The 19,132-nt window shown below is 72.0% G+C and carries 16 protein-coding genes and 1 riboswitch; of the genes, 5 read left to right on the top strand and 11 right to left on the bottom strand.

The annotated features are described in order from the left end of the window. Window positions 1-42: 42 nt before the first annotated feature. The 4 genes from CHC09_RS12525 to secA2 form a co-directional block, all read right to left on the bottom strand. Complete coding sequence (locus CHC09_RS12525; protein ID WP_089293241.1) at window positions 43-465, bottom strand: TraR/DksA family transcriptional regulator; 423 nt, start codon at window positions 463-465, stop codon at window positions 43-45. Between the two features lie 189 nt (window positions 466-654). Then, the gene (locus CHC09_RS12520; protein WP_089293240.1) at window positions 655-1,287 is read right to left on the bottom strand and encodes a nucleoside/nucleotide kinase family protein; all 633 of its coding nucleotides are present in this window, start codon (window positions 1,285-1,287) and stop codon (window positions 655-657) included. Window positions 1,288-1,290: 3 nt separating this feature from the next. Beyond that, entirely contained in the window at window positions 1,291-1,845 is a 555-nt protein-coding gene (locus tag CHC09_RS12515; RefSeq protein ID WP_089293239.1) for a winged helix-turn-helix domain-containing protein, read from the bottom strand. 290 nt (window positions 1,846-2,135) lie between these two features. Next, on the bottom strand, window positions 2,136-4,427 hold the full coding sequence (secA2, locus tag CHC09_RS12510; RefSeq protein ID WP_089293238.1) for an accessory Sec system translocase SecA2: 2,292 nt from the start codon (window positions 4,425-4,427) through the stop codon (window positions 2,136-2,138). Between the two features lie 149 nt (window positions 4,428-4,576). Between secA2 and CHC09_RS12505 the strand changes: the two genes are divergently transcribed. After that, window positions 4,577-5,314, top strand: a complete 738-nt coding sequence (locus CHC09_RS12505; protein ID WP_089293237.1) for an ATP-binding protein — start codon at window positions 4,577-4,579, stop codon at window positions 5,312-5,314. A 1,543-nt stretch (window positions 5,315-6,857) separates the two neighbouring features. On the opposite strand, the gene CHC09_RS46240 is transcribed toward CHC09_RS12505, so the two are convergent. Next, window positions 6,858-6,998 carry a hypothetical protein gene (locus CHC09_RS46240; RefSeq protein WP_179277066.1) on the bottom strand — a complete coding sequence of 47 codons (141 nt, stop codon included), beginning with the start codon at window positions 6,996-6,998 and terminating at the stop codon, window positions 6,858-6,860. Between the two features lie 342 nt (window positions 6,999-7,340). Then, window positions 7,341-7,841 carry a hypothetical protein gene (locus CHC09_RS12495; protein ID WP_143232303.1) on the bottom strand — a complete coding sequence of 167 codons (501 nt, stop codon included), beginning with the start codon at window positions 7,839-7,841 and terminating at the stop codon, window positions 7,341-7,343. Between the two features lie 1,454 nt (window positions 7,842-9,295). Between CHC09_RS12495 and CHC09_RS12490 the strand changes: the two genes are divergently transcribed. From CHC09_RS12490 to CHC09_RS12480, 3 genes are all read left to right on the top strand, one after another. Next, the gene (locus CHC09_RS12490; RefSeq protein WP_089293235.1) at window positions 9,296-9,523 is read left to right on the top strand and encodes a hypothetical protein; all 228 of its coding nucleotides are present in this window, start codon (window positions 9,296-9,298) and stop codon (window positions 9,521-9,523) included. A 247-nt stretch (window positions 9,524-9,770) separates the two neighbouring features. Further along, window positions 9,771-10,292, top strand: coding sequence for a hypothetical protein (locus tag CHC09_RS12485; RefSeq protein WP_089293234.1), 522 nt, complete (start codon window positions 9,771-9,773; stop codon window positions 10,290-10,292). 187 nt (window positions 10,293-10,479) lie between these two features. Further along, window positions 10,480-11,958, top strand: a complete 1,479-nt coding sequence (locus CHC09_RS12480) for a glutamate-cysteine ligase family protein (RefSeq protein ID WP_089293233.1) — start codon at window positions 10,480-10,482, stop codon at window positions 11,956-11,958. A 52-nt stretch (window positions 11,959-12,010) separates the two neighbouring features. On the opposite strand, the gene CHC09_RS12475 is transcribed toward CHC09_RS12480, so the two are convergent. The 5 genes from CHC09_RS12475 to CHC09_RS12455 form a co-directional block, all read right to left on the bottom strand. After that, a complete protein-coding gene (locus CHC09_RS12475) occupies window positions 12,011-12,400 on the bottom strand; it encodes a cobalamin biosynthesis protein (RefSeq protein ID WP_089293232.1) in 390 nt (129 codons plus the stop codon). 10 nt (window positions 12,401-12,410) lie between these two features. Beyond that, window positions 12,411-13,766: a cobyrinic acid a,c-diamide synthase CobB gene (locus CHC09_RS12470; RefSeq protein WP_089293231.1), complete on the bottom strand. Its 1,356-nt coding sequence runs from the start codon at window positions 13,764-13,766 to the stop codon at window positions 12,411-12,413. Then, on the bottom strand, window positions 13,760-14,359 hold the full coding sequence (gene cobO, locus CHC09_RS12465; RefSeq protein WP_089293230.1) for a cob(I)yrinic acid a,c-diamide adenosyltransferase: 600 nt from the start codon (window positions 14,357-14,359) through the stop codon (window positions 13,760-13,762). Before cobO ends, CHC09_RS12470 begins: the two co-directional genes overlap by 7 nt. Window positions 14,360-14,389: 30 nt before the next feature. Next, on the bottom strand, window positions 14,390-16,423 hold the full coding sequence (locus CHC09_RS12460; protein ID WP_089293229.1) for a VWA domain-containing protein: 2,034 nt from the start codon (window positions 16,421-16,423) through the stop codon (window positions 14,390-14,392). Between the two features lie 56 nt (window positions 16,424-16,479). Continuing rightward, window positions 16,480-16,604, bottom strand: a riboswitch (cobalamin riboswitch). Between the two features lie 207 nt (window positions 16,605-16,811). Further along, on the bottom strand, window positions 16,812-18,095 hold the full coding sequence (locus CHC09_RS12455; RefSeq protein WP_089293228.1) for a citrate synthase: 1,284 nt from the start codon (window positions 18,093-18,095) through the stop codon (window positions 16,812-16,814). Window positions 18,096-18,278: 183 nt separating this feature from the next. Between CHC09_RS12455 and CHC09_RS12450 the strand changes: the two genes are divergently transcribed. Then, a complete protein-coding gene (locus tag CHC09_RS12450; RefSeq protein ID WP_179277065.1) occupies window positions 18,279-19,121 on the top strand; it encodes a universal stress protein in 843 nt (280 codons plus the stop codon). Window positions 19,122-19,132 lie beyond the last annotated feature (11 nt).

The following is a 19,132-nucleotide window of genomic DNA, read 5'->3' as shown; positions in this document are numbered from 1 at the left end:
GGTGCCCGCTTCCGCCCCCACGGAAACGGGCACCGTCACGCCTCAGCTGGCCCGGCGCTCCCGGACCTGCTTGCAGTTGACACAAGTGGTGGCCGAGGGGAACACCTCGAGCCGCTCCACCGGGATCGGGTTGGAGCAACCCTCACAGTTGCCGTAGGTCCCGTCCTCGAGCCGCTGCATCGCGTACTCCGCCTGGGTGCGGCGGTCGAGCAGGGTCCGCAGCAGCGAACCGGCGGCGTCCCGCTCCGCCGTCTTGGATCCGCTGTCGGCCTGGTCGTCGCCGGCCGAGTCGCCGATCTCCACCAGACGCAGCCGATGGCTCTGCGCGACGGCCTCTTCGTACTCCGCGTCGAGCTCCTCGAACCTGGTCCGCAGGAGCACCCGGATCTGCTCGACCTCATCGGTCGAGCGCCCCTTCACCGCGTTAACGCCCTTGCCGGCAACAACCGCTCCGTTGACGAGCATGCAGTCCCCCTGCCCTTCCCTAAGCCCCAGCCGATGGGCGATCCGGCTCGATGTGTGGTGCCGCCTGATACCCACCGCCGGAGGTCCCAAACGGGGCCCCCGCGAAAAAGTAACCGGAGCATAACTGTCAGTGGTTGAATCCGCCACGGACTCAGCACACGGGTCTTGTGCCAGAGGTCACGCCACACCTCAACTCAAGGCCGTGACCAGGGCAGGATGCCGGGGATCGTCGAGCCGCACCACCACATCGGCGAAAGTTTCCGGGGCCACCTCGTCCACATAGCGAGCGAAGGCGGGCAGGGTCCAGCGCTCCCCCGGTTCGGTCCGCCGATCCAGCGCGGCGGCGGAGACCGCAAGGTGGACGGTGAAGTCGAAAGGCAGCCCGGAGCCGAGCAGCAAAGGGCCACTGACCAGCAGAACAGCGTTCTCCGGGAGCGTCTGGTAGGGCTCGCGGACCGCCCGGTCGACGGCCGCGGTCCGGAGCCGGGTGACGATCCGGCCGGTGCCGCCCGGCCCCGCCGGATCGAGCACCTCCCGGATCAACCCGGCCTCGTCGAACCAGCCAGTGTAGAACGAGTCCGGGTTGTTCCGCCCGAATTCCAGCCGCAACGACGCCGGACGAAGGAAATCTCCGGTATCGATGCGCACGGCCGGGCGACCGCGCACCCGCAGCGGGTCGACCAGGGCATCGGCGAGACGCCCCGGGCCGGCCGCGTCCGCCCCGTCCACAGCCACCCGGATCCTACTGTCGGATTCCCGACTCGCCAGCCGATCGGCGAGATCTTCGACGAGGACGGCGAACGAGACGGGACGCACACGCATGGCTCAATCGTGCGGCATGATCGTGATCCGGGCCTCGTCGGCCAGCCGGTAGCCCACCCCGTAGACGGTGGTGACGGCCGGCACGGCGGAGCCCAGCTTGAGGCGCAGCCGGCGAACGTGCACGTCGACCGTGCGCTCCCCGGCGCGCTCGTAGCCCCACACCCCGGCGAGCAGCTGGGCCCGGCTGAAGACCCGGCGCGGCCGCTCGGTGAGGTAGAGCAGGAGGTCGAACTCGAGACGGGTGAGCGGAACCGGCTCACCCTCCAACAGAACTTGACGTGAACCGGTGAGCAACCGAACCTCCGGGCCGGTCGGTTCCGGCTCCGGCTCCGGCTCGGGTGGCGGCGCGACCGACTCCACGGTCACCGTGCCCCGGCTCAATTCGACCAGTTCGCGGACGGCGGCAAGCAACCTGTGCGCCTGCGGCGAGACCGCGTCACCGGTGAGCGGAATAGCGAGCGTCACTGTCAGCGCCGGTTCGGGGCGCCGGCCGCCCGGGCCACGGCCCGGTCCGGCAGAACGACGATCGGCTCGCGGCGACAATGCGCTGACCGGCATTGATTGATCCCCCAGATTTTGCTGTCGCAAGCGAATATGAACGATCACTGCGCGTAAAGCGGGCCTGATATTTCCGGTCCGCGGCTTTGCGGGTCAAGTCGCCATCCACAGTGTGAGAAAGACGTTCCATATTGTTCCCGGTAACACGAATGCATTCTGGGAACGCTTTCTGTCGGCCTCATTAAACATTGCCGAACGACATGGGGCTGACCTGCGCGGGAACACAACGAAGGGGCGCCGCGGATCCGCGGCGCCCCTTCGTGTGAAACTTCAGTGAAACCCGAGTGAAATCAACCACCCGATGTGAGACGGCGGCCGACGGCCGCGATCAACCGGTCCAGCTCGGAGCCGAACGGGTTGTCGTGCACCAGGTACGTCCACGTCGCGTTCGGCCGGACGATCTCCGAGCGCTCCGGCTGCCAGCCGTCGCTGAGGTCGACCTCCTCGAACGCCTCGATGGTCCGCGCCTCGACCTGGATCAGCAGCTCCTGGAAGGCCGGCACCGCGGACCGGTGGAACTCGTCCAGCGGGTCCAGCTTGCCCAGCGCGCGCAGGTGCACACCCTCCCGCACTTCGGACAGGTACGCCAGATGGTCCGCCCAGAGCTTGTCCAGGTGGTACAGCGCGATCGCCCGGGCCGAGTCGGAGAGCACGTCCTCGTCGGTCTCCTTGGCCTTCTCCGGCGACTTCTCCAGCAGCATGATCGCGGCCACCTCGGAGGTGAGCAGCCGCTCCCGGCGCTCGGCCAGCAGCAGCCGCTGCTGCTCGATCACCACGCTGTAGCGCCAGGTGTTGCGGTGGATCTCGTGGTTGACGCCCTCCGCGACGCGCTGGGCGTGCTCGACCGCGTAGTCGACCTGCGAGTCGTGCACCACGCCGTCCATGTCCATCCGCGGCGAGCCCGGCAGGATGTCACCGGCGTGCCGGGAGACCAACTCGTCCTCGAGGCTCACGAAGAAGACCGAGGCACCCGGGTCGCCCTGCCGCCCGGCCCGGCCGCGCAGCTGGTCGTCGACCCGGCGGCTGTCGTGACGGCCGGCGCCGATCACGTAGAGCCCGCCGAGCTCGACCACCCGCTCACGGTCCTTCTCGTCGCTGCCGCCGAGGCGGATGTCGACGCCGCGACCGGCCATCTGGGTGGAGACGGTGACCGCGCCGACCGCGCCGGCCTCCGCGATGATCGACGCCTCCTCGGCGTCGTTCTTCGCGTTCAGCACCTGGCACGGCACGCCGACGGCCTTCAACTGCTCGGCCAGCCGCTCGGACGCCTGCACGTCCAGGGTGCCGATCAGCACCGGACGGCCCTTGTCGTGCGCGATCTTGATCTCTTCGACCAGAGCCTCGTCGCGGGTGTCATGCGCCGAGTAGATCCGGTCCGGGTCGTCCTCACGGATGTTCGGGGCGTTCGACGGCACCACCGCGACCTCGAGCTTGAAGTACTCCCGCAGCTGCTCGCCGACGTGCACCGCGGTCGCGGTCATGCCGCAGACGGTCTCGTAGAGCGCGATGTAGGCCTGCACGGTGATGGTGTTCAGCACCTCACCCTCCGCGGTCGCGGAGAGCCCCTCCTTGGCCTCCACAGCCGCCTGCAGGCCGTCCGGCCACCGGCGGCGCTGGGCCACCCGGCCGCGCATCTCGTCGATCAGCTCGACCGTGCCGTTGCGGACGATGTAGTCGACGTCGCGGCGCAGCAGGGCGTGCGCGTGCAGCGCGACGTTCACCGCCGACAGGTGCTCGACCTGGTCGTCGGCGTACAGATCGATGCCGCCGAGCTGCTCCTCGATGTTCTTCAGGCCGGCCTCGGTGAAGGCCACGCTGCGGCCGTCCTCCGCCACCTCGTAGTCCTTGCCCTTGCGCAGGCTCTTGACCAGGTCGGCGGCCTCGTGCACCGGGTCGCTCTCGACGGCGACCGAACCGGCCAGCACCATCGGCACCCGGGCCTCGTCGATCAGGATCGAGTCGGCCTCGTCCACGATCGCGGTGGCCAGCTCGCGCTGCACCCGGTCGGCGACGTCGGTGACCAGCTGGTCGCGCAGGTAGTCGAAGCCGGCCTCGGAGACCGACACGTAGGTGACGTCGGCCGCGTACGCCTCGCGGCGCTCCTCCTGGGTCGACGCCTCGGTCACCCAGCCCACGCTCAGGCCGAGCAGGTTGTAGACCGGCTCCATCCACTCGGCGTCACGGCGGGCCAGGTAGTCGTTGACGGTCAGCACGTGCACCGGGCCGTTGCCCAGGCGGGTGTGACCGTAGGCGGCGATGGTCGCGGTGAGCGTCTTGCCCTCACCGGTGGCCATCTCCGCGACCCGGCCGGAGAGCAGGGCCATCGCGCCGAGCAGCTGGACGTCGTACGGCCGCTGACCGATCGTGCGGCGCGCGGCCTCCCGCCCGACCGCGCAGATCTCGGTGAAGTCGGCCGTCTCCCGTGCGGCGTCGGTCAGAGCCGCGTCGTCCAGCTCCTTCAGCGCCTCCTCACGGGCCTCGATCGGACCCAGGCGCTCCGACAGCGGGCCCAGGTTCACGGTCGTCCCGGGACGCTGCAAAAACTTGCGGAAACGGTTCTTCAACCGCTGCGACACACCCATGGCGCGCAACGGTACTTTATTTCGCCGCCGTCCATTGGGCGGACTCCCGGCGCGGCGCCCACGGAAGATCCGCCCCGGCCGTTGGTTTGCCTCCCGCCAAGGCCGGGCACCTGCTCACTCGACCCATCTCACCAGCAAGGGAGGACCCGATGCCCAGCCAGCTCGTCTGTCGGCCGGAGCGGGATCTCCCGGTCGCGGTCCTGACCGTCAGCGGCACCCTGGACCAGCTCACCGGCGACGCGCTCGGCGTGGCGGTGCGCCGCAGCCTGGCCGTGCAACCGGTAAAACTTCTGCTCGACGTGAGCCGGTTGACGGTGAGCGACCCGGTCGCGTTCGGCACGTTCGGCTCGGTGGTCTGCCAGACCGCGGAATTCCCGAACGTACCGATCGTCGTCTGCGGGGCCGGCCCGGACATCTCGGAGGCGCTCGCTGCGGTCCCCGGATGCGCCGACGTCGAGATGGCCCGCGACTGCGCCACCGCCCTCGCCGAGGCGGACCGGCAGCCCGCCCCGGAGCGCGTCCGGGCCCGGCTGCGCCCGGTGCCGGAGGCCTGCCGTCAGGTCCGTCAGCTGGTCGACCAGGCCTGCGCCCGGTGGCACCACTCGGAGTTCGCCGCGACCGCCGCGCTGATCGCCACCGAACTGGTCGCCAACGTGGTGCGGCACGCCCACACCACCATGGAGTTCACCCTGAACCACGGCGACGGCCGGGTCACCATGGCGGTCCGCGACGGCAGCCGCCGGATGCCCGAGACCCTCGATCCGGGGTACGCCGACGCCGGCGGGCGCGGGTTGCGCCTGGTGAACGAGCTCTCGGCGGCCTGGGGAGTCCTCCCGGTCAGCGACGGCAAGGTCGTCTGGACCCGTCTCGTCCCCGGCCTCCCCTGACCCCGGTCCCGCCCCTACCCGACAAACCACCCCGCCCGGGTCCCCGGCCCGACAACCACCCCGCCCAGCTTCCCCGACCCGACAAATCACCCCACAAGGGTTATTCGAAACGCGGCACACCGACGCCCGACCACCCGGCGCCCGCTCCGAGCAGGCGCCGGCCTCGCGGACGACGCCGGGATCGCCCGGGTTGAAGCGGCCGTGACACCACCACCGGCCCCAGCCAGGTCACCACAGCTGGACCCGACGGACGCGACCCCAGCCACGACACCACCACCGAACCCAGCCAGGTCACCACAGCTTGACGCGGTGGTAACGCTGGTCCCGGCCGACCACGCCCAGGTGGCAACGACGTTCTAGCGACCGGGCAGGCCGCTGGGGGCGTCGGAATGGTCGTCCGGGTTCGCCTCGGCCGCGGGAGGATTCGGGCGCGTGGCCCGGCTGGGCAGCCCGGACGGCGTGCTGGGGTCGTCGGCTGATGCGCCCGCAGGCTCCTGCCGGCTCGGTGCCGCCGCGGGTGCGTCGTACTGGCCCAGGTCGGGTGCCTGCAAGCCGGGTCGCGGAGTAGCGGCCACGGCAGGCCCGCTCGGCTGGCCCAGGTCCGGCGCCTGCAGACCCGGACCAGAAGCCGCCCCAGCGGGCGGATTCTGCTGGCCCATGTCGGGCGCCTGTAGACCGGGACGAGACCCAGCCACAGCAGGCGGATTCTGCTGACCCAAATCCGGCGCCTGCAAACCCGGACGAGACCCAGCCACAGCAGGCGGATTCTGCTGACCCAAATCCGGCGCCTGCAAACCCGGACGAGACCCAGCCACAGCAGGCGGATTCTGCTGACCCAAATCCGGCGCCTGCAAACCCGGACGAGACCCAGCCACAGCAGGCGGATTCTGCTGACCCAAATCCGGCGCCTGCAAACCCGGACGAGACCCAGCCACAGCAGGCGGATTCTGCTGACCCAAATCCGGCGCCTGCAAACCCGGACGAGACCCAGCCACAGCAGGCGGATTCTGCTGACCCAAATCCGGCGCCTGCAAACCCGGACGCGGGGCGACCACGTCCGGAACGGCCGTGGGAGGGATCGGCGAAAGCCTGTCGGAAGCCTGCGGGCTCGGCCAGTCTGTGTCCGGCGCCGATCCAGCCGGAATCTGACCGCCTGGGGTCTGGCCTGCGGGGGTGTGCGCGGACGATGCTGCGTCGCCTCCGGTGCCGGGCGACGCCGTCTCCGGGCCGGGGGCGGGCTGGGTCGCCGGCGGATTGAACGCGGCGGGTCCGCTGCCGGCCGGTTGAACGGTTCGGGGCGCGGAACGGGTGAAGCGCGGCGCGTCCAGCGGACTGTTCTGCTGGCTGTACGCCGACGCGACAGGCGGCGTGACCTGCGACTGGGCAGCCGGTGCGGCAGGCCGCCCGGCGACCGGCGGCCCCGCGATAGGCGGCCCGGCGACAGGCGGTCCAGCGACAGGCGGGGCGGTGACAGGCGGGGCGGTGACAGGGGACCCAGCGACAGGCGGCCCGGCGACCGGCGGCCCAGCGACAGGTGGCCCGGCTACCGGTGGCCCGGCGACAGGCGGGACGGCAGCCGGCGGGTCGGCAGCCGGCCGCGCAGCACCTGGTGCAGCGGCAGGCAGCGCGGCGGCCGATGCAGTGGCAGGTGGCGCGGCAGGCGGTGTGCCAGGCGACGTGGCAAGGGGTCCAGCGAATGGCGCGGGAGTTGGTGCGGCCGTAGGCAGTGCGGCCGTAGGCGGTGTGGCCTCGGCGACCGGCTCAGATGCGACGGCCGCCCACGACAGCGGGGTTCTCTCACTCAGGCCGGTTGGCGCGGTCGGAGGTACACCCGGGGCCATCGTCCCGGCATCCGGAGCGGGCCCGGCCGGACTCGTCGAGGGCTCGGCCGGAGCGGCGGTCGCCCACGGCGGCGTGGTCGGCATCGACCCCACCGGCTGAGCTTTCCCGCCCTCGGCCGGGGCCAGCGGCGGCCAGGGGCGAGGCTCGGCGCTCGCCCCACCGCGCCCGGCCATACCGCCACCACCTAGACCGGACATGTCACCGCCAAGCACGGACGCGTCATCGCCGAGACCAGGGGTGCCGACACCGCGACCAGCAACGCCGCTGCCCGGACCAGCCACACCACCACCAAGACCAGCCGCGCCACCACCGCGACCAGAGGTGCCGACACCGCGGCCGGGCTCGCCGCTGCCGGGAACAGCCATTCCACCGCCGAGACCGGACATGTCACCGCCAGGACCGGGCACACCGCCGCCGAGACCGGACGCGTCACCACCGCGACCAACCACACCGCTGCCCGGACCAGCCACACCACCACCAAGACCGGACGCGTCACCACCGCGACCAGAGGTGCCGACACCGCGACCGGGCGCGCCGCTGCCCGGACCAGCCATTCCACCGCCGAGACCGGACATGTCACCGCCAGGACCGGGCACACCGCCGCCGAGACCGGACGCATCGCCACCACGACCAGCAACGCCGCTGCCCGGACCAGCCACACCACCACCAAGACCGGACGCGTCACCACCGCGACCGGGCGCGCCGCTGCCCGGACCAGCCATTCCACCGCCGAGGCCGGACGTGTCGCCGCTGAGAGCAGTGGCGCCGCTGGCGGGACCGGGTAAACCGCTGGTGGCGAGGCCGGCGGATCCGCTGGGCCCCGCTCCTGGTGAGGCCGGCCCGGCGTCCGGCGGAGGCCAGGACCGCAAACCGCTTCCCGGTACGGAATCGCCCCCGGTCGGCTCGACCGGGGGCCACGACCGGGGGCCGTCATCCGTCGCGGAACGCTTTCCCGCCGGCTTCGGCTCGGGCCAGGGGGTCGGGGTGGACGACGCGCCGGGTGCGGCCGGCGACGACGGAGCCGCGTGCGCGCCCCGGCCGGGTATCGCCGGGCCGGCGGTGGTCTTCGGCTCTTCGGGGGGACGCAGGGACGGCAGCACGATGGGCTCCGGGGTGAGGCCGCTCGAGCCGCTTCCGCTGACCGCACCGGGTTCGCCGTTCAACTCCGGTTCGGCGTGCCGACCGCGTCTCCGGCCCGTGTAGCCGGTGCCCGTGCGCGGCGTGGAGGCGGTGTCTGCCGGGACGCCACCGGGGCCGGCCAGGGTCGGTACACTCGCGTCGGGCGTCCTGTTCGCACCAATATTCGCGGTCTGCGAGAAAAGACCCGAACCGGCGTCGTCCCCGGGCCGCCCACCGACAGCGGGACCACCCGGACCGGCAGCGTCACCCAGCCGCCCACCCGTTGTGGCACCACCCGGACCCGCGGCGTCACCCAGCCGCCCACCCGTAGCGGGACCACCCGGACCCGCGGCGTCACCCAGCCGCTCACCGACGGCAGGACCGCCCGGACCGGCGGCACCGGTCGGCCGGTCACCGACGGACAAACCGCTCGGAGCGGCGTTGCCACTGGAAAGACCTCCGAGCCGCGCTTCGGTCCACGACTCCTCCGGCGAGGACCAGGGTCGTTCGAAAGCCCCGGTCGGTTCCGTCGCCCAACTGGGCGCCTCATCGGAAAGCGGACCACCGACCCGATCCTCGGAGTGCGAGCCACCCAACCGACCCTCGGAAAGCGGAGCACCAAGCCGATCCTCGGAGAGCGAGCCACCCAGCCGATCCCCGGAAAGCGGACCACCAAGCCGATCCTCGGAGAGCGAGCCACCCAGCCGATCCCCGGAAAGCGGACCACCAAGCCGATCCTCGGAGAGCGAGCCACCCAACCGACCCTCGGAAAGCGGACCACCAAGCCGATCCCCGGAGAGCGCGTCGCCCAGCCGATCATCCTCGGAGGGCGGAGCACCGAGCCGATCCTCGGCGGCGCCGGAACCCGCCCCGAGCCCGCCCAGCCCCCAGTCCGCCCCCGCCAACGACATGCCTCCCCCGGTCGTACCCTCAGCAGTCGATCCGGCACCCAGCGGCCCGGAACCGGACCCGCCGCCCGAGTACGCCGAAGGCGCCGAGGATTCCGCGGACCGGGAGGGCATGAACCCGGGCGAGGACGAATGCGGGGCGAACGCCACCCGGGTCGCCGCGATCAGACCGGACGCCTCCATCAATCCGGCCGCCGCGAGCACCTCCGCCGCCGCCTGTCCCGAACGGCAGGGCAGCGGCTCGCCGCAGGCGGGGCAGCGGGTGAGGCCCTCGCCTCCGGCATGCGCGGCGACCATCTCGACCGCGGTGCGCGCCAGGACACTCTCCGGGTTGACGTAGTTCGTCGGTGCCACCGGTCTCCCCCCGTCCGCGATTTCGCGCGATCCGTCGTCCAGTTCACCCCGGCGGACACCCCCGGAGGGCGAGTTTCCGCAGATCGGCGGGTCACCGGAGGGAATTGCCTGGTATCGGGCGCGGGTGGGGTGGCCCGTTGGTAAGAGAAGGAGATCAAGATTTCATCATTCACTCACGGTGCGTGGCCCAGACCACTCCGTAACATTGAGGAACATCCAGGAGGTGACCCCCCATGGACGACACCGAGCTGCACCGCGAGCGAATCCTCCGCCACGTCAGTCCGATCATCACCGGCCGGTTCATCGGCTATCAGGCGTCGTACACGCGGGAGGTGCGGGTCGGGCGCCCACTGGCGGTCTCCGTGTACGTCGCCGCCGGCATCGCTCAGCTGCTGGGCTCGCTGTTGCGGATGAAACCGGCCCGGCGCAGCCTGAAGGAGCTGCGCATGGGCCCGGAGTTCCTGGTCACCCCGGTCCGGCTGCGTGACGATCTCGGGCAGACCTACGAGATCGAGATGCACGGCCAGCTGCCGCAGTCCGCGCTGCACCGCGGCGACCTGGTGCAGGTGCGCACCGAGCCGCAGAAGGACCGGACCCTGCCGGTCAAGCTGATGCAGGTGGTGAACCTGACCACGATGCAGCCGCTCACCCCGCGCATCCCGACCCGGTGGTCGCACCTGGGCCCGGCGGTGCTGCTGCAGGCCGCCGCGGGCCTGATGGTCACCGGCCTGCTCGTGGCCGCGCTGCTGCGCTGAGGCGGCGTGAGAATTTCGACGATCGGGTACCGGATCGTCCATGTCCGACGAGCCGTTCGCCACCACCCGCCAATGCTGCCTCGCCGAGATGAGATCAGCCATCGACAGCGGTCATCATGATGCCGGGGGGACCGCTGCGATGACGCCCGCTCTCCCTCGTCGCTGACGGCTCGAAAGGTGGTGCCCGGTGGGCGAGAAGGTCGAGCAGACACAGTTTTCCCGGGAGGACCGGACCCGGTACCGGCAGAAGATCCGCCGCAGTCTGGACGTGTTCGCGACGATGTTGCGCGAGTCCCGTTTCGACTTCGAACGGCCGATGACCGGCATGGAGATCGAGCTGAACCTGATCGACGACGGTGCCGATCCGGCGATGCGCAACGCCGACGTGCTGGGCGCGATCGCCGATCCGGATTTCCAGACCGAGCTGGGCCAGTTCAACATCGAGATCAACCTGCCGCCGCGGCGGCTCGCCGGTGACGACATCGCCGACCTGGAGAGAGGGCTGCGGGCCAGCCTGAACCACGCGGAGGGCAAGGCCCGCACGGTCGGCGTGCACATGGTCACCGTCGGGATCCTGCCCACCCTGCGCCGGGAGCACCTGACCGGCGCGGCGCTCTCCGCGAACCCCCGGTACGAGCTGCTCAACGAGCAGATCTTCGCGGCCCGCGGTGAGGACCTGGACATCCGGATCGACGGCGTGGACCGGCTCGCGGTCACCACGGACACCATCGCCCCCGAGGCGGCGTGCACCAGCACCCAGTTCCACCTGCAGGTCAGTCCGGCGCAGTTCGCGGCGTACTGGAACGCCTCCGAGGTGATCTCCGGGATCCAGGTGGCGCTGGGCGCGAACTCGCCGCTGCTGTTCGGGCGGGAGCTGTGGCGGGAGACCCGGATCCCGCTCTTCGAGCAGGCCACCGACACCCGGTCGGAGGAGATCAGGGCCCAGGGCGTACGACCAAGGGTGTGGTTCGGGGAACGCTGGATCACCAGCGTCTTCGACCTGTTCGAGGAGAACGTCCGCTACTTCCCCGCGCTGCTGCCGATCTGCGACGAGGATGACCCCGCGGACATCCTGGAGCGCGGCGACATCCCCGAGCTGAGCGAGCTGCGCCTGCACAACGGCACGGTGTACCGCTGGAACCGGCCGATCTACGCGGTGGTCAACGGCCGCCCGCACCTGCGGGTGGAGAACCGGGTGATGCCGGCCGGACCGACGGTCGCCGACACCATCGCGAACGCGGCGTTCTACTACGGCCTGGCACGCAGTCTCGCGGAGGCGGAACGGCCGATCTGGACCCAGCTGAGTTTCCGCGCCGCGGAGGAGAACTTCCACACCTGCGCGCGGCACGGCATCGACGCCAGCGTGTTCTGGCCCGGGGTGGGGACCGTACCGGTGACCGAGTTGGTCCTGCGCCGCCTGCTGCCGCAGGCCGCGGACGGCCTGGACCGGTGGGGGGTCTCCGCGACGCAGCGCGACCGGCTGCTCGGGATCATCGAGCAGCGCTGCCTGCGCCAGCAGAACGGCGCGTCATGGCAGGTCGACACCCTGCATGAGCTGGAGAAGCAGGGCATGGACCGGCAGCGGGGATTGCACGAGATGCTACGGCGGTACCTGCCGCTGATGCACGAGAACATCCCGGTCCACGAATGGCCGGTCGGGGCCTGACCGATTCTGGTCATTGTCGCCACCGCCGCTCCCGGCCGGCGGTGGCGACAGGTCAACCCCTTGCGCCGGTACGGGCGACCGCCACCGTGACGCCCCGGAACCTCCGCTTGGGCAGCACGAGTCCGGCCGCCGGACCGGCCGCGAGCAGGGCGGCCGCCTCGGCGACGCTCGGCGTCCCGACCGCGGCGGCCACCACGCCGCTCGGGCCGGGCACCGGTTGCGCCGCGAGCCGCGCCACGGTGAAGGCGGCCAGCCGCCAGCCGGCGTCCCGGGCGAACGCGCGCACCCCCGGCTCGGCGGCCCGGCGGTCCACAGTGGCGAGCACGACCACCTCCGCCGGGTCCAGACCGGCCGCGTCCAGCGCGGCCGCTACCGCGGCGGCCAACTCGGCCGCTCCGGTGCCGGCGCGAGCCCCGAGCCCCACGACGAGCCGACCGGTCACGGCCGAAGCCTCACTCCGCCGCCGTGCGGACCAGGCGTTCGGCCAGGCCACGCCGGCCCGCCCAGTGCAGGTGCAGATAGGACGCGTGCACCCGGGGCGACGCGAAGCCCTCCGGATCCGCGCCCCGCCACGCCCAGGCGGCTCCCCCGGCCGGGGAGAGCAGCAGCCCGGACCGCGGATGCACGGTGGTCCGGTGGAACTCGTGCCCGGTGACCCGGGTGCCGGCGACCGCGAGCGGGCTGTCCGAGAGCGCGACCGCGTCCCGGTACCCCAGCGTCAGCGTCGGTGTCATCGTCGCGTCCGCGTCCAGCACGCCGCACATCGGTGCGCCGTCCAGGCCGCGGCAGAGCCACAGCAGGCCGGCGCACTCGGCGGTGATCGGACCGCCGGCCGCGGCCAGGTCCCGGACCGACTTGCGCAGCGGCTCGTTCGCGGTGAGCTCGGCGGCGTACACCTCGGGGAAGCCACCGCCCACCACCAGCGCGCGGGTGCCGTCCGGCAGCGCCTCGTCGCGCAGCGGATCCACGAAGACCACCTCGGCGCCGGCGCCGGCGAGCAGTTCGGCGGTCTCCGCGTACGCGAAGGAGAAGGCCGGACCACCGGCGAGCGCGACCGTCGGGCGGCCCGGCACCGGATCCGCCGAAGCCGGGGTCCACGGGGTCGCCGGCAGCGACGGCGCCGAGCGCGCGACCGCGGCCACCGCGTCCAGGTCGACCGAGCCGGCGATCAGCTCGGCGAGCGCGTCCACCGAGGCGAGGGCCTCGGCCCGGCGCTCGGCGGCGGGCACCAGCCCGAGATGGCGCGAGGGCGCGGCGACCGCGTCGGCCCGGCGCAGCGCGCCCAGCACCGGCGTGCCGACCTCCTCGCAGGCGTCCCGCAGGAGCTGCTCGTGCCGGTCCGAGCCGACCCGGTTGAGGATCACCCCGGCCAGCCGGACGGTGCCGAAGCTGCGGAACCCGTGCACCAGCGCGGCCACCGAGCGGCCCTGCGCGGCGGCGTCGACGACCAGGATGACCGGGGCCGCCAGCAGCGCGGCGACCTGCGCGGTGGAGCCGGTCTCGCCGGCCCCGGTGCGCCCGTCGTAGAGGCCCATCACGCCCTCGACGACGGCCAGTTCGGCGCCGCGCGAGCCGTGCGCGAAGAGCGGGCCGATCAGTTCCTCCCCGACCAGCACCGGATCCAGGTTGCGGCCCGGCCGGCCGGCCGCGAGGGCGTGGTAGCCCGGGTCGATGTAGTCCGGCCCGACCTTGAACGGGGCGACCGGCACACCGCGCCGGGCGAACGCCGCGAGCAGGCCGGTGGCGACGGTGGTCTTGCCGTGCCCGGAGGCCGGCGCGGCGATCACCACGCGCGGGATGGTCACCATTCGATGCCCTGCTGTCCCTTGCGGCCGGCGTCCATCGGATGCTTGACCTTGGTCATCTCGGTGACCAGGTCGGCGGCCGCGATCAGGTCGGGGTGCGCGTCCCGGCCGGTGATCACCACGTGCTGGTTGCCGGGCCGATCCGCCAGGGTGCCGATCACGTCGGCGACGTCCACCCAGCCCCACTTCATCGGGTAGGTGAACTCGTCGAGCACGTAGAAACGGTAGGTCTCGGCGGCCAGGTCGCGCTTGATCTGCGCCCAGCCCTCGGCGGCCTCGGCGGCGTGGTCCCGCTCGGTGCCCGGGCGCTGGATCCAGGACCAGCCCTCGCCCATCTTGTGCCAGGTCACCGGGGTGCCGTTGACGCCGTCGAGCGCCTTCAGCGCGGTCTCCTCGCCGACCTTCCACTTCTGCGACTTGACGAACTGGAAGACCCCGATCGGCCAGCCCGCGCTCCACGCCCGCAGCGCCATCCCGAACGCGGCGGTGGACTTCCCCTTGCCCGGCCCGGTGTGCACGGCGAAGACCGCCTGGCGCCGGCGCTGGCGCGTCGTCAACCCGTCGTCGGGCACGGTGGTCACTTTCCCCTGTGGCATCTCACGCCTTTCCGGTACGTGTGGCGGGCATCAGGCGGCCCGGCGGTAGGCGCGGTCCGCGGGATTCACGGGGCCGGCGGCCGGACGGTGCCCGGAGGTGGCGGCCTCCAGCCGGTCCAGGGGCATCACGTCGGCCCGCAGGGCGGTGGCGAGTCGCCGCGCCAGGCCGAGCCGGATCGGGCCGGACTCGCAGTCGACCACGACGGTCGTGACCCCGGACAGGGCCGTGGCCAGCGGCAGCGGGTCGGGTCCGCTGGTCGCGCGGCCGTCGGTGACCAGGACCAGGAGCGGGCGGCGGCGCGGGTCACGGCGGCGTTCGGTGGCAATCGTGCGCGCGGCGGCGCGCAGGCCGGCGGCGAGCGGGGTGCGGCCGCCGGTGCGCAGGGCGGCGAGGCGCAGGACGCCGACCTCGTGGCTGGACGTCGGGGGGAGCACGACGTCCGCCTCCGCGCCCCGGAACGTGATCATGCCGACCCGGTCCCGGCGCTGGTACGCGTCGCGTAGCAGGGAGAGCACGGCGGTCTTGACCAGGGTCATCCGCTTACGCGCGGCCATCGACCCGGACGCGTCCACGACGAACAGGACCAGGTTCGCCTCGCGCCCGACGTGGATCGCCTCCCGCAGATCCCGCGGCTGCACGTCCATGCCGCCGGTGGCCTGGAGAGCGCCCCGGTGCAGGGCGGCCCGCAGGGTGGCCGGGAGGTGCGGGGCGCCGGAGAGCTTGCCGGTCGGCCTGCGGGAACCGATCACGCGGCCGCGGCGGGCGTAGGCCGGGGACCGCCTGCCGGTGTGGCCGCCGTCGCCGCGGGCGGAGATTCGCAGCGTACGCGGGCGGAACGCGGCCCCGGGCCGAGCCGGCGGCGCGGCGGGGGTCTGGTGTCCCTGTCCCGTCGCGTCGTCCTGTTCCGTGCGGGCGGGGGCGCCGCCACCTTGCGGACCGCGATCGGGCCCGTTCTCCGGGCCGTCCCCCGGTCCGTTGTCCGAGCCGCCGTCGGGGTCGCTGTCCGGATCCGGGTCCGGGTCGTCCGGGGCCGCGTCCCGCTCGGCCTGGCGTTCGGCTTCGGCGAGGGCCTCGTCGAGCTTCTCCTCGTCGGTGCCGGGCGGGTCGAGCGGGTCGGTGCGGCGGCGGTGCGGCAGGGCCAGCCGGGCGGCGTCGCGGACGTCGTCGGCGGTGACCCGGACGCGGCCGTGCCAGGCGGCCATCGCCACGGCACAGCGGGCGACCACGATGTCGGCGCGCATCCCGTCGACGCCGTAGGCCAGGCAGACCCGGGCGATCCGGTCGAGTTCGGCGTCGGGCAGGACGACCGTGGGCAGGAGCGCGCGGGCGGCGGCGATGCGGGCCGCGTACTCCCGCTCGTCGGCGGCGAAGCGGGCCGCGAAGGCGGCCGGGTCGGCCTCGTAGGCGAGGCGGCGCCGGACCACTTCCGCGCGCAGGGTCGCGTCGCGGGGCGCGGCCACCGTGACGACCAGGCCGAACCGGTCGACCAGTTGTGGCCGTGGCTCGCCCTCCTCCGGGTTCATCGTGCCGACCAGCAGGAACCGGGCCGCGTGCTTGACCGAGACGCCGTCCCGCTCGACGTGCGCGCGACCCATCGCGGCCGCGTCCAGCAGCAGGTCGACCAGGTGGTCCGGGAGCAGGTTGACCTCATCGACGTAGAGCACCCCGCGGTGCGCGGCGGCGAGCAGGCCCGGCTCGTACGCCTTGACCCCGTCGGCGAGCGCCCGCTGGAGGTCCAGCGTGCCCACCACCCGGTCCTCGGTAGCCCCGACCGGCAACTCGACCAGCGCCGACGGCCGATGCTCCGCCGGGCTGTCCACGGCGTGCGGGCCGTCCGGGCACTGCGCGTCGGGTGCTGCCGGGTCGCAGGCGAACCGGCAGCCCCGCACCACGGTGACCGCGGGCAGCAGGCCGGCCAGGGCGCGCACCACGGTGCTTTTGGCGGTGCCCTTCTCGCCGCGGACCAGCACCCCGCCGACGGCCGGGGACACCGAGGTCAGCAACAGGGCCAGGCGCAGGTCGTCGAGGCCGACCACGGCCGAGAACGGGTATGGAGTCGTCACAGGGGTTCCCTCCCGGCGGGTGTCCACGCCCGCGCGTCGGTCGTCACGAGCGGCCGGAGTCTCCTGACTCCCGGATCGCCGTTCCCCGCTCGCCTTCCCGCCTGCCGGCAGTGGCGATGTGTCAGCGGGTCGCTCCCCGGTCACAGTGGCGGGACCGTCCCGGAATTACACCGGGTTCCTCCCTGCCGCTCGGAGGCAACTCTTTCCTACCGCCGGGCGTCCGTCAAACGGTGACCCGGAAGGATCACATCGACGACGGTTCCCGCGCCGCCGGCCCAACGGAAAACGCCCCACCGGAAAGCCCGGTGGGGCGCATTGTGACGTCTTCTCCGCCAGTTTCCGGCGCCGAACCCCGCCTCTGAGTCCGTGCCGGGTCTTTCCGATTTCTTCAGCGCTGCGACATCGGAACGAAGTCGCGCACCGGCGAGCCGGTGTAGATCTGCCGCGGACGGCCGATCTTGTTCGCCGGGTCGTGCATCATCTCGCGGTACTGGGCGATCCAGCCCGGCAGACGTCCGATGGCGAACAGCACCGTGAACATCTTCGTCGGGAAGCCCATGGCCTTGTAGATCAGGCCGGTGTAGAAGTCGACGTTCGGGTACAGCTTGCGGGAGACGAAGTAGTCGTCGTTGAGCGCGATCTCCTCGAGCTCGAACGCGATCTCCAGCAGCGGGTCCGGCGTCTCCAAGGTCGACAGCATCTCCTTGGCGGCCTTCTTGACGATGGCGGCGCGCGGGTCGTAGTTCTTGTAGACCCGGTGGCCGAAGCCCATCAACTTGACGCCCTTCTCCTTGTTCTTCACTCGCGTGACGAAGGAGTTGACGTCGCCGCCGTCCTTGCGGATCTGCTCGAGCATCTCGAGCACCGCCGCGTTGGCGCCGCCGTGCAGCGGGCCGGAGAGGGCGCCGATACCGGCCGAGATCGACGCGAACAGGTTGGCCTGCGCGGAGCCGACCAGCCGGACGCTCGAGGTGGAGCAGTTCTGCTCGTGGTCGGCGTGCAGGATGAACAGCATGTCGAGGATCTTGGCGACCTTGGGGTCGACGTCGTAGTTGACGGTCGGCAGGCCGAAGGTCAGACGCAGGAAGTTCTCGACGTAGTCGAGCGAGTTGTCCGGGTACGGCAGCGGGTGACCGATCGACTTCTTGTAGGCGTACGCCGCGATCGTCGGAAGTTTCGCCATCAGCCGGATTGCGGAGATATCAACCTGCTCGTCGTCCAGCGGGTCGAGCGCGTCCTGGTAGAACGTGGAGAGCGCGGTCACCGCGGAGGAGAGCACCGCCATCGGGTGCGCGTCCCGGGGGAAGCCGGAGAAGAACGTGCGCATCTCCTCCTGCAGGAGCGTGTGCACCCGAAGCTTGTCGGCGAAGTCGCGCAGCTGCGCCTCGGTCGGCAGCTCGCCGTTCATCAGGAGGTAGGACACCTCCAGGAACGTCGATTTCTCGGCCAGCTGCTCGATCGGGTAGCCCCGGTAGCGCAGAATGCCGGCGTCACCGTCGATGTAGGTGATCGCCGACGTGGTGGACGCGGTGTTCACGAAACCCTGGTCCAGGGTGACGTAACCGGTCTCCTTCAGCAGAGCACTGACGTCGATGCCGCCCGGCCCGTCGACGGCCTCGCGTACCGACATCGACAATTGGCCACCAGGGTGGTCGAGCTTGACATCCGTCATGTATTTCCCTCACTTCACCGGCAGATGTCCCAAAGATTTTGCCGTTCACCGTAAACCCTCAACCTGAATGGGTCATCAGGTGGCCACCTGTTGAGGCATTGGTCACCAGTCCGTATGGACCGTTGCGCCATAGATAACGATCGGTATATTGCGAGAACGTTACGGGGAGCGGAGGTCGGACCGATGCAGATCCCGAATCAACCGCCCGTGGTGGTCGGGGTCGATGGGACCGCGGCCGGCCTGGTCGCCGTGCGCCTGGCCGCCCGGGAGGCGGTCTCCCGGGGCACGCAACTGACGGTGGTACATGCTTTCACCTGGCCGGGAACCGGCGCCGAATGGGCTCCGGCCCGCCGTGCCGCCTCCCATGTCGTCGACGAGGCGGTCGCCACCGCCAAGCGTTCCACACCCGGCGCCGACGTGCGCGGTCAACTCGTGGATGGGCCCGCCGGACGGGTCCTGCGCAAGTTCAGCCGGACCGCGGCGCTGCTCGTCGTCGGCACCGACGACCTGGCCCGCACCGGCCGCGTACCGCCCGGATCCACCCTGCTGGAGGCGGCGACGCAGGCGTGGTGCCCGGTGCTGGTGGCGCGCGGGCCGCGGCCGCCCTCGGCCCGGGTGCTGGCCGCCGTCGACGGCTCCGGTCCGTCCGTTCTCGCCCTGCGGTTCGCCGCCGGGGAGGCCCGCCGCCGCGGCCTTCCGCTGGCGGTCGCGCTCGTGGTCGCCGAGGGCGGCGAGACCGCCGGTGAGCGGGTGCTGGACGAGGTGATCGCCGCGGTGCCGGACCTGCCGCCGCCGCACCGCGAGCTGTTGATCGGCACGCCGGCCACGGTCCTGGTGCGCGCCTCCCGGCGGGCCGGGCTGATCACGCTCGGGCCGCGCGGGGCCGGCGGCGCCGGACGATTCGGTTCGGTCGCGTACGAACTGCTGCGACGGGGTGGCTGCGCGACCGTTTTCGTGCATGGACGCCGGGACCCCGCCGGGAAGTCGAAACCCGGCCACTCAACCAACCACGCGTTGCTACGGTGAGCAAAAGATTA

This window comes from Actinoplanes regularis, from assembly GCF_900188005.1.
In the GTDB taxonomy this organism is placed as follows: Bacteria; Actinomycetota; Actinomycetes; order Mycobacteriales; family Micromonosporaceae; genus Actinoplanes; species Actinoplanes regularis.
This window is presented reverse-complemented; position numbering and strand designations above follow the sequence as displayed.